Source organism: Paenibacillus sp., assembly GCF_035645235.1.
Lineage (GTDB): Bacteria > Bacillota > Bacilli > Paenibacillales > YIM-B00363 > Paenibacillus_AE.
Map to the genome: position 1 here is coordinate 13,886 of NZ_DASQMZ010000019.1, position 15,242 is coordinate 29,127.

Sequence of the window (15,242 nt, forward strand, 5' to 3'; positions counted from 1 at the left end):
TTCTTTATACCGTCAAGCCGTGTTCTCGGAAAAAGTTCCCGATCCGCCGCGCCGCCTCCAGCAGTCTGCCTTCCTCCTGCACGAGGGCGATGCGCACGTATCCCTCTCCTTCGACACCGAATGCGTTGCCGGGCACCATGACGACGCCGGTTTTCCGACAAATTTCCCGGGAAATTTGTCGAGACGTCCAACCTTCGGGGATGCGCGCCCAGATAAACATCGTCGCTTTCGGCTTCGAGACGCGCCATCCGGCCTCCCGCAGCGCTTCGACAAACATGTCGCGCCGCGCCTCGTAGACCGCCGCCGCCTTCGTCCCTTCGTTCGACACATCCTCCGCGAACGCGCGCATGCCCGCCTCCTGCGCGGCGAGGAACACGCCGTAGTCGAGGTTCGCCTTTAACGCGCGCAGCGCCTGCACGGCCGGCGCGTGGCCGACGGCGAAGCCGATGCGGCAGCCCGCCATGTTGAAGCTCTTGGACAACGAGTGAAATTCGATCGCGACGTCCTTCGCGCCCGGCAGCTCGAGGATGCTGATCGGGCGGTAGCCGTCGAACGCAAGCTCCGAATAAGCAGCGTCGTGAACGATTAAGATGCCATATTGTTTCGCGAATGAAATTAAAGATTCATAGAACGAACGATCCGCGACGGCGGACAGCGGGTTGCTCGGGTAATTAACGACAATCAGCTTCGCGCGGCGGGCGACGTCCTCGGGGATCGACGAGAAGTCGAATAAGTAGTCGTTCGCCTCCCGGAGCGGCACCGGGTACGGCTCCACGCCCGCGACGGCGAGCCCCGCCCCGTAAATCGGATACCCGGGGTCCGGTAAAATCGCGACATCGCCCGGGTTCGTGATCGCAAGCGCCAGGTGCCCCAGCCCGTCCTGCGAGCCCATGAGCACGGTCGTCTCCGACACGGGATCGACTTCGACGCCGAACCGGTGCCGGAGCCAATCGGTCGCCGCCTGCCGGAAGGCGAGGCTTCCCTCGGAGGACGGGTAGCCGTACATCTCCTCCGACATCGCCGCGTCGGCGAGCGCCTGCCGCACGGCGAGCGCCGGCGGCTTGTCCGGGCTCCCGATGCCGAGGTCGATGACGTCGAGCCCCTCCGCGGCGGCCTCCGCTTTCCAAGCCGCGACTTCGCTGAAGATCGAGGAACCGAGCTTGCCGAGCCGCTCCGACGGCCGAACGATCATGACCACACCTCCGCGTACTCGGCCTCTTTGTAGCCGACGGTGACGCGCTCGCCGTCCGTCACGATGGGCCGCTTGATCAGCCGGCCGTTCGAGGCGAGCAGCTCCAAGACGTCGTCCTCGCTCATATGCGGCAGCTTGTCCTTCAGGTTCATCTCCTTATACGCCTCGCCGGACGTATTCATAAACTTCTTCAGCGGCAGCCCGCTGCGCCGCCATAGCTCCCGCAGCTCCTCCTTCGAGGGCGGCGTCTCGAACACGTTCACGACCCGCTCCGGCTGGATGCCCTTCGCCGCGAGCGACTTCATCGCGTCGCGGCAGGTGCTGCACTTCGGGTACAGGTATGCGGTCATCGAAGACTGGTTCATGACGATAAATCTCCTTCTGCGCGGTAATAAGCGATAAGCTCCTGCAAATCCGGCGTCGGCGGCGCCTCGTACGTCGCGCGCCGCTTCGTGTCCGGATGCACGAACGAGAGCGTCTCGGCGTGCAGCGCCTGCCGCCGAATCGGCACCGGCCGCGGCGGGTACCGCTCCGCATCGATGTACAGTTCGTCCCCGACGAGCGGATGGCCGATATGCTTCATATGGACGCGAATTTGGTGCGTACGCCCGGTGACCGGCTTCACGCGCACGAGCGTCGTATCGCGAAACCGTTCGACGACCTCGTAATGCGTCGTCGACGGCGCGCCCGCCGGCGTCACGATGCGCACATGCGGCTCGTCCGGGTCGCGGTCGATCGGTCCCTCGACGGTGCCCGCGTCTTGCGCCACCCGTCCGTAGACGACGGCCAGATAGCTCTTGCGCACCTGACCTTCCTGGAATTGCTCGCTGACGAACTGATGCGCGTAGCCGTTCTTCGCGACGGCAAGCACGCCGGACGTGTCTTGGTCGAGCCGATGAATCGGGCGGAACCGGTACGATTCGCCCTTTTCCCGCCAATAATGAACGATCCCGTTCGCGAGCGTGCCCGTGTAGTGGCCGGACGTCGGATGCACGATGAGCCCCCAAGGCTTATTCACGATGAGCAGATGCTCGTCCTCATGCAAGATTTCGAACGGAATCGGCTGCGGCAGGATCGACTCGGATTCCTCCACCGGCAGCGTCACCTCGATCACGTCCCCGGTCCGCATCGGACGGTACAGCACGTCCGACTGCCCGTTCACGCGAATCGAGCCCTCGAGACCGCGCTGGCGCACGAGCAGCTTGCGCGAGAGGCCCATACCGGTCAGCAGCACGGAACGCAGCCGCCAGCCGTCCTGCTCCGGCGGCACGACATGCCGCAGCGTCGTCGCTTCCGTCATGCGTCCGTCTTGGCGGCGCCGGCTTCGGCGCCCCCGCCCGCGTCCCCGCGGCCGCGGCGGAACACCTCCGCGCTGCGGGCGTACTCGACGTCCGCGCCGCCCTCTCGTACGTTCGCCGCGCGGGCGACCGTAAAGAACAAGTCGGACAGCCGATTCAAGTACGTCCGGACATGCTCGTTGATGTCCTGGCGCGCGGCCAACGTCACGACGCGGCGCTCCGCGCGGCGGCAGACGGTGCGGCAAACGTGCAGCGCGGCGGACGACGGCGAGCCGCCCGGCAGTATAAATCGCGTAATGTCCGGCGTCTCCGCGTCGTACTTATCGATCAGCGCCTCGAGCCGCTCCGCCATGTCGGGCGTTACTTTGTAGGGGCGCGCGTCCCTTTTCAAAATCGCTAAATCCGAACCGCAGTCGAACAACTCGTGCTGGATGTTCAGCAGGTCCTCGAGCAAATCGGCGAACCGCTCCCGATCCATGCCCGCCATGGCGACGCCGACGAACGAGTTGAGCTCGTCCACCGTGCCGTAGGCTTCTACCTGCAGGTCATCCTTAGGCACGCGGCCGCCGATGACGCCGGTTTGCCCCTTATCGCCGGTTCTCGTATAAATTCTCATTCCATCGCCTCCGATCTCGAGATTCCTATCATAGCATAGATCGCTTCCATATCCACGTGGGCTCGCACATGCGCCGCGAGCCGGTCGAACGCCGCCTCCCGCGCCTCGCGATGCCGATAGCCCACGGCCAGCGAAGGCAGTCCCCTCTCCGCTCGAATCCGGTTCAGCCACCCTCTGCGGAAATCGTCGTTATCGAAAATGCCGTGCACATACGTCCCCCACACCCGGCCGCCCGGCATCGCCGCGCCGTCGGTCGTGCCGTCGTGCAGTCGAAACAGCGGACGTACCGGCTCGCGAAACGTCGTCGTCCCCATGTGGATTTCATATCCCTCAATCGCGATACCTGCCGACGTTTCCGTTCCCTCGTCCCACCCGGCGAACGCACCGGCGACGCGCTCCGTGCGCTTCTCGAGGGCGTACGCCGTGTCCGCCGGCAGCAAGCCGAGCCCGTCGATGCGCGCGACCGGCGACTCCGACGATTCGACGCCGTGCGGATCGGACAGCGTGAGCCCGAGCATCTGGTACCCGCCGCAAATGCCGACGACCCGGCCGCCGGCCGCGGCGTACGCGGTTATGGCGCGGTCGAGGCCGCGTTCCTGCAGCGCGCGCAGGTCGAGCGGCGTGTTCTTCGTGCCCGGAATGAGGATGGCGTCCGGCTGGCCGAGCTCCTCGACGCGGGACACGAACCGGACGGCGACGTCCGGCTCGCCCGAGAGCGCGTCGACGTCCGTGAAGTTGGACATGCGCGGCAGCCGAAGCACGGCGACGTCGAGCGCAGCGTCCTTCGATTGGGCGCGTCGGCGCAGCTTCTCGTCGAGCGAGGCGGAGTCCTCGTCCTCGAGCCCGACGTCCGGCAGCATCGGCACGACGCCGAGCACCGGCTTCCCGGTTTCCCGCTCGAGCCAATCGAGGCCGCTCGTGAGCAGCGACGGATCGCCGCGGAATTTATTGATAATAAAGCCCTTCACCCGGTCGCGCTCGTCGGGGCGGAGAATGGCCATCGTGCCGACGATCGAAGCGAACACGCCGCCGCGGTCGATGTCCGCGACGAGCACGACCGGCGCGTCGGCCCAGCCCGCCGCGCGCATGTTGACGATATCGCGGTCGCGCAGGTTGACCTCCGCCGGACTGCCCGCGCCTTCGAGCACGACGACGTCGTGCGCCGCGCGAAGCCGATCGAGCGCCTCGCGGACGAACCGCTCCGCCGTCGGAAGGTACGACTCCCGATATTCGATCGCGTCGTAATCCCGCAGCGGCTTGCCGTGCACGACGACCTGCGAGCGGCGTTCGCCCGTAGGCTTGAGCAAAATCGGATTCATATCGGTCGTCGCCGGGATGCGGCACGCGTCCGCCTGCACCGCCTGCGCGCGGCCGATCTCCTTGCCGTCGGGCGTGACGTGGGAGTTGAGCGACATGTTTTGCGACTTGAAGGGCGCGACGCGGAAGCCGTCGTTCGTCAGGATGCGGCACAACGCCGTCACGAGAAGGCTCTTCCCGACGTCCGACGCGGTGCCCTGAATCATGAGCGTCGGGCAAGGGCGCTTCGTCATCGGGCTCGTCCCTCCGCGCTCGGCGCCGGATCGGTCCGTCCGGCCGTCTCGGCGAGCCCGGAGGCCAGCGCCGACAGCAGCCGTTCGTTTTGCTCCCGGCGCTTCACCGCGAGCCGAATATACGCCTCGCCAAGCCCCCGGAACGTCGCCGCGCTCCGAATAAGGACGCCGCCTCGCCCGAGCGCCGTCTGCAGATTCCCCGCCCGCACGCCTTCGGGCAGCCGCACGAGCAGGAAATTCGCCTCGCTCGGATACGGGTGCAGTCCGAGCGAGGCGAGCCGCGCCGACAGCCACGCCCGCTCCGGCGGCAGCCAGGCGAGCGTGCGCGCCGCGAATGCCGCGTCGTCGAGCGCCGCCGCCCCGACCTCGAGAGCGATGCCGTTCGCGCTCCACGGCACGGCGAGCGAGCGGATGCGCTCGACCTCGTCCGGATGGGCGACAAGGTAGCCCAATCGCAAGCCCGGTATCGCGTAAAACTTCGTCATCGAGCGCGTGACGAACAGCCCCGGCGTCTCGGCCGCCCGGCGGACGAGCGTCAGCTCCTCCTCCGCCGGCGAGAAGTCGAGGAACGCCTCGTCCACGACGACGGCGCGGCAGGCGCCGAGCGCCGCCTCGATCGCGTCCGCCCCCAGCGTCCGGCCGGTCGGATTGTTCGGATGGCCGAGCACGACCGCGTCGGCGCCGCCGGCCGCCGCGGCCGCGATCTCCTCCGCCCGCAGCGCGAACCCTTCCTCGGCGCGCAGCGCGAGGTCTCGCGTCCGGCCGCCGGCATGGGCGACCGCCGTCTCGTATTCGGCGAAGCCCGGCGCGGCGACCGCGGCGACGGCCGGCCGGATCGCGCGCAGCGCGAGGTCGATCGCCTCCGCGGCGCCGTTGCCGACCCAAATCGCCTCCATCGGCACGCCGTGCTTCTCCGAAAGCCGACGCCGCAGCGCCCGCGCCGCCGGGTCCGGGTACGCGTCGATGCGCGCCCACGCGCGCAGCATCGCTTCCCGTGCGCCCGCCGGCGGCCCCCATGGGTTCATATTCGAGCTGAAATCGACGAAGTCGTCCGGCGCCCGCCCGTACAACGCCGATGCCGTCTCCAGGTCCCCTCCGTGTCCGTACCTCTCCAGCATCACCGATTCCCCTTCCCGTTCTTCGAAATCCAAGTACGCCTTGCCGTCAACGGCCGCCGAGCGCGACGAGCGCCAGCAAGAGCAGCAGCTCCAGCCCTTCGACGAGCGCCCCGTAGACGTCGCCGGTCAAGCCGCCGAACCGGCGGCTCAGCCGCGCCGCGACGAGCGCGCCGGCCGCCGCCGCGAGCGCGGCGCCCCAGAGCAGGATCGGCAGCAGCATCGCCGGGTCGCCGGAGCCGAGCAGCGCGAGCAGCCCGAAGGCGCACGCGGCGCCGACGGCGGCCGACGCCGCCGCATGCCGCCGGCCGGTCCCCCGCAGGGCGGCCCCCATGCCGGCGTCGCCGCCGGCGTACGGCCAGCCCGCGATCGCCCACGGCACGAACATGCGCGCAACGATCGGCACGACGGCGACCGCCGCGGCGAGGTTGAGGCTCCCCGCCGCCGTAAACTCGAGCAACGACCAGACGAAGGCGAATTTCCCAAGCAGCAGCAGAACGCCCGCCGCGACGCCCATCGACCCGACGCGGGGGTCCTTCATGATCTCGAGCATCTTCTCGCGGGAGCGATGGCTGCCGAGCGCGTCGGCGACGTCCATCCACCCGTCGAGATGCAGTCCGCCCGTCGCCGCCGCCCACGCCGCGACGACGATCGCGGCGGCGGCCGGCACGGGCAGCCAGGCCGCGCCGATCCAATACGCATAGCCGACGAGCAGCCCGACGAAGGCGCCGGCCAGCGGATAAAACACGACGCTGCGCCGCGCGACGCGCTCGTTCCACCGCGCCGCGACCGGCACTGGCACCCGCGTCATCAGCTGCACCGCGGCGATCGCCGCGCTTACCCAATCCCCAAAGCCACCCAAGCCGCCGCGCATAGTAAACCTCCCAGCAGCAAACCGCCGAACGCATGCAACAGCCCGACGGTCCGCAAAATATGTTCCTTCGCAAGCGGCTGAAGCGGCTCACCCATATAGGCGCGCACGCTCTCGACGCCGCCGTATCGGTTAACGCCCCCGAGCCGAATGCCGAGCGCGCCGGCGACGGCCGACTCCGGATAGCCGCAGTTCGGGCTCGGGTGCAGCCGCGCGAACCGCCGCGCCGACCGGAGCGCCCGACGCGCGTCGGCGGCGGACCGGCCGCGCAGCGCCGCGGCGGCCGCGAGCAAGAGCGCCGCGAGACGCGCCGGCAAGAAATTCAATGCGTCGTCGAGCCGCGCCGACGCTTTGCCGTACCATTCGTACCGCGCGTTGCGGTAGCCGACCATCGAATCGAGCGTATTTGCCGCCCGGTAAGCGAACGCGCCCGCCGCCCCGCCGAGCAGCGCGAAGAATACCGGCGACAGCACCGCGTCGACCGTATTTTCCGCCACCGTCTCGACCGTCGCCCGCGTCAGCTCGCCTTCGTCCAGCTCCGCCGTATCGCGTCCGACGATATACCCCGTGTACCGCCTCGCCTCGTCCAGCCGTCCGCCCGCGAGCGGACGATAGACGCGCAGTCCCGCGTCCGCGAGCCCCCGCCAAGCGATCGTCGTCGAGATCAGCCATACGTTCGCCGCATAGCCGAGCCACGGATGCAGCGAGGCGCAGACCGCCACGATCGCATACGCCGCGGCGCCGCTAAGCAGCACCGTCGACGCGCAAAGCAAAACGCCGAACCGGAACGACCGCTCCTTCGGCGCCTCGACGTACGTTATGCGTTCCACCCAACGAATCCAGCGGCCGATCGCGACGACGGGATGCGGCAGCCGCGCCGGGTCGCCGACGGCGAGATCGACCGCGAGCGCCGCGGCTACCATCCACAGCGTCTCCTCGAGGGAGAACAGCCAGAAGCCGCTCACAGCAAATACTCCCGGCTCTTCAGCTCGATCGGAATGCCGGCCGTCACGAGGAACACCCGCTCGGCGGCGGCGGCGATCCGCTGGTTCATCCGCCCCGCCGCATCTCGGAACGTCCGCCCGAGCGGCGTCGCCGGCACGACGCCGAGGCCGACCTCGTTCGTCACGAGCACGATCGTGCCTTGAAACCGGCGCAGCGCCTGCACCAGCTCGTCCACTCGCGCCATGCAGCGCTCCTCCGCATCCGGCTCGGCCTCCCATTGCAGCAGCAAGTTCGAGAGCCAGATCGTCAAGCAATCGACGAGCACCGCCGTATGACCGGACCGGTACACGTTATATTCGAAGTCGAGCGACTCTACCAGCTCCGGCAGGCGGAGCGGCTCCTCGACCGTCCGCCAGACGAAGCCGGTTTCCTCCCGCCGCGACCGATGCCGCGCGATGCGCCGCTCCATCTCGTCGTCGAACGGCTGCGCGGCGGCGACATAGACGCCCTCCTCCGCGAACCGCTCGACGTACCGTTCCGCGAAGGCGCTCTTGCCGCTTCGTGCGCCGCCCGTTACCAAGGTGACGACCATGCCGCGCTCACTCCCCCGGTTCGACGGGCAGTTGGCCCGAGATGCCCGCGGACGCGAACGTCGCCATGCTGCCCAGGACGTCCGCCCCCGCTTCTACGATGCGCAAACATAAAGCCGCGCCCGTCCCCTCGCCGAGCCGCATGCCGAGCGCGAGCATCGGCTCGAGGCCGAGCGCGTCCAGCGCCAGGCCGTGGCCGGGCTCCTCGGAGCGATGCGAGGCGATCAGGAAGGACGGCGTCAGCGGACAGAGGAACGAAGCCGCCAGCGCGGCCGCCGTCGAGATATAGCCGTCGATGACGACCGGCACCCGGTAGAGCGCCGCGCCGAGGCACACCCCGGCCATGCCGGCGAGCTCGAAGCCGCCGACCTTCGACAGCGCTTCGAGGGCGTAAGCCGCGCGATCGGCCGCGTCGCTCCCCCCGGCGGTCAAGCCGTTGGCAGCCAGCGCCCGCGCCACCGCGTCGCGTTTGCGGGCGAGCCCCGCATCGTCGACGCCGGTGCCGCGGCCGACGGACGCCTCCGGCGCGATGCCGAGCAGCGCGCTGGTCAGCGCCGCGGCCGACGTCGTGTTGCCGATGCCCATCTCGCCGAGCGCGAGCAGCCGATAGCCCTCGCCCGCGAGCCGCTCGACGAGCTCGACGCCCGCCTGCAGCGCCCGTTCCGCCTGCTCCGGCGTCATCGCCGGCCCCTTCGTCATGTTCGCGGTCCCGTAGCCGATCTTGCGCACGAGCAGCGCCGGATGCGCGATCTCCGCCGCGACGCCCATGTCGACGCAGACGACGTCGGCGCCGGCATGCTTCGCGAACACGTTCACCGCGGCGCCGCCCCCGAGAAAATTCCGCACCATCTGCTCGGTCACCGCGGAGGGGAAGGCGCTCACGCCTTCCTCGCACACGCCGTGATCGCCGGCCATGACGACGACCGCCTTCTTGCCGAGCGCCGGCGGCATCTCGCCCGTCATGCCCGACAGCCGCTCGGCGAGCCGCTCCAGCCGGCCGAGGCTGCCCGGCGGCTTCGTCAAGACGTCCAGCCGCTCCCGGGCGGCGGCCATTGCCTCCTCCCGCAGCGGTTCCATCGTCGTACATACGCGTTCCAACCAGTGCACGGTTCAAGCCCCTTCTTCCGTTCCGCGCGGCCGCTTCGGAAGAACGGCGCGCGCCGATAATTAGTTTATATTATACTCGATGGCTTTCCGCTTGTCGTGGCGGCCGCGCCGGGCTCGAGCAGCATCTGGGGAGCGCCCGTCGTCGGATGCCGCACGACCGTCGCCTGCGCGCCGTACACGTCTTGGATGCGCGCGGGCGTCAGCACCTCGCGGGGCGTCCCGACGCAAACCGGCCGGCCGCCGTCGAGCAGAAGCAGCCTGTCGCAATACATCGCCGCCAGGTTCAAGTCGTGCAGCACCGCGACGACCGTCAAGGAAGAGCCCTGCTGCCACTCGCGGATTAAATTCATCAGCTGCATTTGATACCCGATGTCGAGGTACGTCGTCGGCTCGTCGAGCAGCAGCACCCTCGGCCGCTGCGCCATCGCCTTCGCCAGCGCGACCCGCTGCCGCTCCCCGCCGCTGAGCCGCTCCACCGGCCGATCCGCGAACGCCGTCAGTCCCATGCAATCCAGCACCGAATCGATGCGCCCCGCCTCGCCGCCGGGCTCCTCCCCGAGCCAATTTTGAAAAGGATACCGCCCCATCTCCACGACCTCGCGCACCGTAAACCCGACAGGCGGCAGCGCATCCTGCTGCAGCACGGCGAGCCAGCGCGCGAGTTCCTTGCGCTTATAAGACCCGACCGGGCGTCCGTCCAAGACGATCTCGCCCGCGTCGGCGGTCTCGAGGCCCGACAGCAGCTTCAGCAGCGTTGTCTTGCCGCTGCCGTTCGGACCGATAATGCCGAACGCTTCGCCCGCGCGCACCTCGAGCCCGACCCCTCGCAGCACCGCCTCGCCCTGGTAGCTCTTCTCGACGCCCGACGCGCGAATCATAAGCCGCCGCCTCCTCCCAAAGTTCGCTTCTGCCTTGTCAGCAAATACAGAAAGAACGGCGCCCCGAGGAACGCAGTGACGACGCCGAGCGGAATTTCGGCCGGCGCCAGCGCCAGGCGGGCGGCCGTGTCCGCCCAGACGACGAAGACGGCGCCTCCGAGCGCCGACAGCGGCACGATCAAACGATAGTCCGGACCGAACATGAGCCGAATCATATGCGGAATGACGAGCCCGACGAAGCCGATGACGCCGGAGACGGACACCGCCGCCGCCGTCATGAGCGAGGAAGCGGCCAGCACGATCCAGCGCGTCCGCTCGACGCGGACGCCGAGATGGGCCGCGCTCCGCTCCCCGAGCTCGAACAGATTCAGCGTCCGCGCGTTGGCGAGCAGGACGATCAAGCCGACCGCGACGTACGGAGCGAGCATGCCTGCGTACGGCCAGCCGCGCAGCGCCAAGCTGCCCATCAGCCAAAACAAAATTTGATTAATGACGTCGTCCGAAATCGAAACCATGAACGAGACGATCGCGCTCAGGAAGGCGCTGACGATGACGCCGGCGAGAATCAACGTCTCCCGCCGCATCCCCCCGTCGACCCGGCTGAGCATATAGACGAAGACGAGCGTCGCAAGGCCGGTCAAGAAGGCGAAGATCGGCACCGTGCCGAAGCCGAACACATACTGCGCGCCGGTCAAAATCAGGAACGCCGCGCCGACGGAGGCGCCGGAAGCGACGCCGAGCGTGAACGGATCGGCGAGCGGGTTGCGAAGCACGCCTTGAAAGCCGGCACCCGCCGTCGCGAGCGCCGCGCCGACGAGGGCGCCCAGCGCGATGCGCGGCAGGCGCACCTGAAGCACGATCTGTTCGTGAGCGACTTTCCAGTTCGCCTCGACGCCCCCGCCGACGAACGGCAGCGTCGACGCGAGGATGCGCCAGACCGTGCCGAGCCCGAGGCTCGACGCGGAGCCGATCGACACGCTTGCGACAATGGACAGAAGGAGGAGCGCAACGCCCGCTCCCCCCCAAAGTATCAGCTTTCGCCTCATGTTATTGACCGAATTTCTCCGGGTATACCGCCTTCGCTACTTCGACGAGCGCTTCCGTGATGCGCGGACCCGGGCGGGAAATCAGATTGTCGTCGACGCCGATCACCCGTCCGTTCGCGACGGCATCGATCTTGTCCCAACCGGCGCGGCCTTTAATAATCCCTTCCAGCCCCTCGATGCCTAGGCTGTAAAGCACGACCTGCGGGTCGGCCTCGATAATTTTCTCTTCGCTGATTTCGTACCAGCCTTCTTGATCGGCCACGTTCACGCCGCCCGCCTCCGTGATCAGCTCGTCCATAAATTCGCCCTTGCCGACCGTCCAGCCCGGAGCAAATTCGACGAATACCCGCTTCTTCTCGGCGTCAGACAAACCGCCGACCGCATCCGCGACGAGCTTGCGGTCCGCCTCCATCTTCGCGGCGACCTCTTCCGCCTTCGCCGCGTTGCCCGTGATCGCCCCGACCTCGCGAATATGCGCGATCGCCTCGTCGAGCGTGTTCGTCTCGAACGCGTATACCGTCAGGCCGAGCTTCCGCAGCTCTTCGATCGTCTTGCCGCTCATCGTCCACCCGGCGACGACGAGATCCGGCTCCTGCTCCAGGACCGCTTCGACGTTCGCCTCGAGGCCTCCGACCCGCGGCAGCGACGCGACGCCTTCCGCCGGGTAGTCGCTCCAATCGTCGACCGCGACGACGCTCGCGCCCGCGCCGATCGCGAACAGCACCTCCGTCTCGCTCGGCGCGATCGATACGATACGCTGCGGCGCCCGCTCGAACGTCAATGCGGTGCCGGACGCGTCCGTTATCGTAAGCGGGAACGCCGGTGCGGCTTCCTCCGCCCTCTCCGCAGGCGCTTCTTCCGCCTTAGGCGCTTCCTGCGCCGGGGCTTCCGATTGTGCCGTCCCCGAAGCCGCCTCCGGCTCTTCCGCCGCGCCGCACGCCGCCAAACCGAACGCGAGCAGTACCGCCGACAATCCCAACATCCAACGCTTCAACATCTTGCAAAACTCCCCATCCTCTGTATTTATGAGCGTAACGCGCCGATCCCTCGCCGAAGACAAAAAAAGAAAGCCCCCCGTCTCGAAAGAAACGGGAGGCTGGCACAACGTTGTTTCAGGGAACGCGCTGCCAAGGGTAGCTTGGCGCCCTGCGTCGAGCCGCATCCTTTTCCTCGAAGGATTTGTCAGCTTGCGCGCGTAGGCAGGTCTCCTGACTCATGGGTTATCGACGAGCCTCGCCTTCCCATCCGCCTCTCGGCGCGACAGTGGCATATCGAGGTCGTCCCCATTCACAGTGGCGGGACCGTGCCGGAGTTACACCGGCTTCCCTTTTCACCTTCAAGGCGCTTGCGCACGCCCGAAGGACCTAAACGCGTTCATATGGCAAAGCGAACGGCTTGCATATCTCATAGAGACGATTATAGGGAAAACGCCCCCCGCTGACAACTACAAGTTTCAGCACCGTTCGACGTCGCCCGCGCGCCGCTAGACGCGCTGCGTCGCTTTCAGCGTCTCGACGAACGCGCCGATCCGCTCTAGCGCCTCCGTCAAATTGGCGACCGACGTCGCGTACGTGCAGCGCAGGAAGCCCTCCCCGCCTTTGCCGAATACGTGTCCCGGGACGGCGGCGACCTTCGCTTCGACGAGCAGACGCTGGGCGAATTCGTCCGACGTGAGGCCCGTCTTCTGGATCGACGGGAATGCGTAGAACGCGCCTTGCGGCTCGTGAATGTCGAGCCCGATGTCGCGGAAGCCCTTCACGACGAGCCGGCGGCGCTGATTGTACGACTCGACCATGCGATCCTTCTCATCCATACCGTTCTTCAGCGCTTCGATCGCGGCGAGCTGCCCCATGACCGGCGCGCACATGACCGTGTACTGGTGGATTTTCAGCATCGCCCCGATAATGTCCGGGTGACCGCAGGCGTACCCCATGCGCCAGCCCGTCATCGCGAACGCCTTCGAGAAGCCGCTCACGAGCACCGTTCGGTCGCGCATGCCCGGCATCGATGCGAAGCTCACGTGCTTGACGCCGTAAGACAGCTCCGCGTAAATTTCGTCGGAGATGACGATGAGGTCGTGCTTCTCGACGAGCCTTGCGATCGGCTCATAATCCTCCCGCGTCATGACGCCGCCCGTCGGGTTGCTCGGGTAGCACAAAATCAATACCTTGGAGCGCGGCGTAATAGCCGCCTCGAGCGACTCGGGGCGAAGCTTGAACTGATCCTTCGCGAACGTCTCGATGCCGACCGGCACGCCTCCGCCGATCGCGGCGATCGGCGAATACGACACGTAACTCGGCTCCGGCACGAGCACCTCGTCGCCCGGCGACACGAGCGCGCGAAGCGCAAGGTCGATCGCCTCGCTGCCGCCGACCGTGACGATAATTTCGTCCTTAGGCTCGTAACTCAAAGAAAATTGCTTATGCAAATACTCGCCGATCGCCTCGCGCAGCTCCGGGAGCCCCGCGTTATGCGTGTACGTCGTGCGTCCTTGCTCGAGGCCGTTGACGGCCGCGTCGCGAAACCGCCACGGCGTCACGAAATCGGGCTCCCCGACGCCAAGCGAGATGATATCCTTGCTGCCGCTGACCAAATCGAAAAACTTGCGAATCCCCGACGGAGGGATCGCTTGCACGTGCTGGGTTAAATACCGTTTCATCTAGCGCGCACCTTCTCCCTTGTCGTTACGGGGACACGACCATTCGATGATCGCCCTCGCGACCTTCGAAGATGATGCCGTCCTGTTTGTATTTTTTCAAAATGAAAAACGTCTTCGTCGACAACACCCGCTCCAACGTAGACAGCTTATTGGAGACGAACGAAGCGATCTCCCGCAGGCTCTTGCCCTCGATCTCCACCTGCAGATCGTACGCGCCCGACATGAGGTATACGCTCTTGACTTCCGGATATAAGTAAATGCGCTCCGCGATCGCGTCGAAGCCGTGACCGCGCTCCGGCGTAATTTGCACTTCGATGAGCGCCGTAACCTTCTCTTGATCGACCTTCGACCAATTGACGACCGTCGCGTACTTCACGATGACGTTGCTTTCTTCCATCTCGCGGATCGCCGCTCGAACCGTCTCCTCGCTTTCGTCCAACATCGTGGCGAGCAGCGCGGCATCGCGCCTTGAATCCTCTTTCAACAATTCAAGAATCATCAACTGAAGCTCCGTCATGTGTTGCTTTCCCCCCTGGTCGTCGATCGACTCGAAATTTGAATATCCCTTCCATATTACTCGATTCGGGGCGTCCACTGCAAAACAAAAAAACTCCCGAATTCGGGAGTTCGCCGCAAGCCCGCCGTTACCGGCCGACCAGTTTCTTCATATTGTGTTCGATGTCTCGTTGTTTATACGACGGATGCACCGCGACGAAGCCTTCCGCTCCGACGCCGACGAGCGCATCGCCGTCGTAAGCCGCCACGACGCCCCCGCGCGCGCGGAGAAGCGCGTCGTACCGCGCGTTCGCCTCCGGCGCTCCGCTTTCGTCCAAGAGCCCGAAGAACGCTTCCGGCTCCGGAACTTTGATTTCGAATGCGATCTTCATAGGATGCCGCCGCCTTTCCCTTTTCCATATGGTGAGTATGTTTATAATTATACGTACCGGCGCATAAATATGCAACTTGGGCAAATATAAAGAGTGTCCTCGCCGAGCTGCGTCAGCCACTGGTTTACATTTGCGCTCTTCTCCCGTCCCCAACCGCCGCCCGCCCGCTGCCGCACGCTCCCCGACCTACCCGCCGTCCGCCGCTTGCCGCGAAATGTTCAAAATCTGCGCTTATCCCGTCGTTATGATCAAAATTTGCGCGCTTCTCCCGTCCCCAACCGCCGCTCGCCCGCTGCCGCACGCTCCCCGACCTACCCACCGTCCGCCGCTTGCCGCGAATTGCTCAAAATCTGCACTACGCTTGCACCAAACCTCACATGAAAGTTTGTTAGGATATTATCCTAAATATGTAACAAATTACTCGTATCTCTCTGGTTGAATATAAAAAAATCTCCTATTGTTAAGAGGTAGGCTGTTGCCCACTCCCC

16 protein-coding genes and 1 riboswitch are annotated in these 15,242 nt (G+C 66.3%); all 16 genes read right to left on the minus strand.

Annotated features, from left to right (window positions below; all coding sequences use genetic code 11):
- Positions 1-4 precede the first annotated feature (4 nt).
- The 16 genes from VEZ38_RS01760 to VEZ38_RS01835 all read right to left on the minus strand — a co-directional run bounded on the left by VEZ38_RS01760 (position 5) and on the right by VEZ38_RS01835 (position 14,754).
- The gene (locus tag VEZ38_RS01760; RefSeq protein WP_324891353.1) at positions 5-1,192 is read right to left on the minus strand and encodes an aminotransferase class I/II-fold pyridoxal phosphate-dependent enzyme; all 1,188 of its coding nucleotides are present in this window, start codon (positions 1,190-1,192) and stop codon (positions 5-7) included.
- Positions 1,189-1,557 (minus strand): arsenate reductase family protein, encoded by a 369-nt coding sequence (locus VEZ38_RS01765; protein ID WP_324891355.1) that lies wholly within the window; start codon positions 1,555-1,557, stop codon positions 1,189-1,191. Before VEZ38_RS01765 ends, VEZ38_RS01760 begins: the two co-directional genes overlap by 4 nt.
- Positions 1,554-2,492 (minus strand): RluA family pseudouridine synthase, encoded by a 939-nt coding sequence (locus tag VEZ38_RS01770; protein WP_324891357.1) that lies wholly within the window; start codon positions 2,490-2,492, stop codon positions 1,554-1,556. Before VEZ38_RS01770 ends, VEZ38_RS01765 begins: the two co-directional genes overlap by 4 nt.
- On the minus strand, positions 2,489-3,106 hold the full coding sequence (locus tag VEZ38_RS01775; protein WP_324891359.1) for a cob(I)yrinic acid a,c-diamide adenosyltransferase: 618 nt from the start codon (positions 3,104-3,106) through the stop codon (positions 2,489-2,491). Before VEZ38_RS01775 ends, VEZ38_RS01770 begins: the two co-directional genes overlap by 4 nt.
- Entirely contained in the window at positions 3,103-4,656 is a 1,554-nt protein-coding gene (locus VEZ38_RS01780) for a cobyric acid synthase (protein ID WP_324891361.1), read from the minus strand. The genes VEZ38_RS01775 and VEZ38_RS01780 overlap by 4 nt, the downstream gene beginning before the upstream one ends.
- A complete protein-coding gene (gene cobD, locus VEZ38_RS01785; protein ID WP_324891363.1) occupies positions 4,653-5,774 on the minus strand; it encodes a threonine-phosphate decarboxylase CobD in 1,122 nt (373 codons plus the stop codon). Before cobD ends, VEZ38_RS01780 begins: the two co-directional genes overlap by 4 nt.
- Positions 5,775-5,820: 46 nt before the next feature.
- Complete coding sequence (gene cobS, locus VEZ38_RS01790; RefSeq protein WP_324891365.1) at positions 5,821-6,645, minus strand: adenosylcobinamide-GDP ribazoletransferase; 825 nt, start codon at positions 6,643-6,645, stop codon at positions 5,821-5,823.
- Positions 6,609-7,607: an adenosylcobinamide-phosphate synthase CbiB gene (cbiB, locus tag VEZ38_RS01795; protein ID WP_324891367.1), complete on the minus strand. Its 999-nt coding sequence runs from the start codon at positions 7,605-7,607 to the stop codon at positions 6,609-6,611. The genes cobS and cbiB overlap by 37 nt, the downstream gene beginning before the upstream one ends.
- Positions 7,604-8,179 carry a bifunctional adenosylcobinamide kinase/adenosylcobinamide-phosphate guanylyltransferase gene (gene cobU / locus VEZ38_RS01800; RefSeq protein WP_324891369.1) on the minus strand — a complete coding sequence of 192 codons (576 nt, stop codon included), beginning with the start codon at positions 8,177-8,179 and terminating at the stop codon, positions 7,604-7,606. The genes cbiB and cobU overlap by 4 nt, the downstream gene beginning before the upstream one ends.
- A gap of 7 nt (positions 8,180-8,186) precedes the next feature.
- Positions 8,187-9,284, minus strand: a complete 1,098-nt coding sequence (gene cobT, locus VEZ38_RS01805; RefSeq protein ID WP_324891371.1) for a nicotinate-nucleotide--dimethylbenzimidazole phosphoribosyltransferase — start codon at positions 9,282-9,284, stop codon at positions 8,187-8,189.
- A gap of 65 nt (positions 9,285-9,349) precedes the next feature.
- Positions 9,350-10,162, minus strand: coding sequence for a heme ABC transporter ATP-binding protein (locus tag VEZ38_RS01810; RefSeq protein ID WP_324891373.1), 813 nt, complete (start codon positions 10,160-10,162; stop codon positions 9,350-9,352).
- On the minus strand, positions 10,159-11,208 hold the full coding sequence (locus VEZ38_RS01815; protein ID WP_324891375.1) for a FecCD family ABC transporter permease: 1,050 nt from the start codon (positions 11,206-11,208) through the stop codon (positions 10,159-10,161). The genes VEZ38_RS01810 and VEZ38_RS01815 overlap by 4 nt, the downstream gene beginning before the upstream one ends.
- 1 nt (position 11,209) lies before the next feature.
- Entirely contained in the window at positions 11,210-12,205 is a 996-nt protein-coding gene (locus VEZ38_RS01820) for a helical backbone metal receptor (protein ID WP_324891377.1), read from the minus strand.
- 184 nt (positions 12,206-12,389) lie between these two features.
- Positions 12,390-12,591, minus strand: a riboswitch (cobalamin riboswitch).
- A 100-nt stretch (positions 12,592-12,691) separates the two neighbouring features.
- The gene (locus VEZ38_RS01825; RefSeq protein WP_324891379.1) at positions 12,692-13,867 is read right to left on the minus strand and encodes an aminotransferase class I/II-fold pyridoxal phosphate-dependent enzyme; all 1,176 of its coding nucleotides are present in this window, start codon (positions 13,865-13,867) and stop codon (positions 12,692-12,694) included.
- A 25-nt stretch (positions 13,868-13,892) separates the two neighbouring features.
- On the minus strand, positions 13,893-14,384 hold the full coding sequence (locus tag VEZ38_RS01830; RefSeq protein ID WP_324891382.1) for an Lrp/AsnC family transcriptional regulator: 492 nt from the start codon (positions 14,382-14,384) through the stop codon (positions 13,893-13,895).
- Positions 14,385-14,511: 127 nt separating this feature from the next.
- A complete protein-coding gene (locus tag VEZ38_RS01835) occupies positions 14,512-14,754 on the minus strand; it encodes a hypothetical protein (protein WP_324891384.1) in 243 nt (80 codons plus the stop codon).
- Positions 14,755-15,242: the final 488 nt, after the last annotated feature.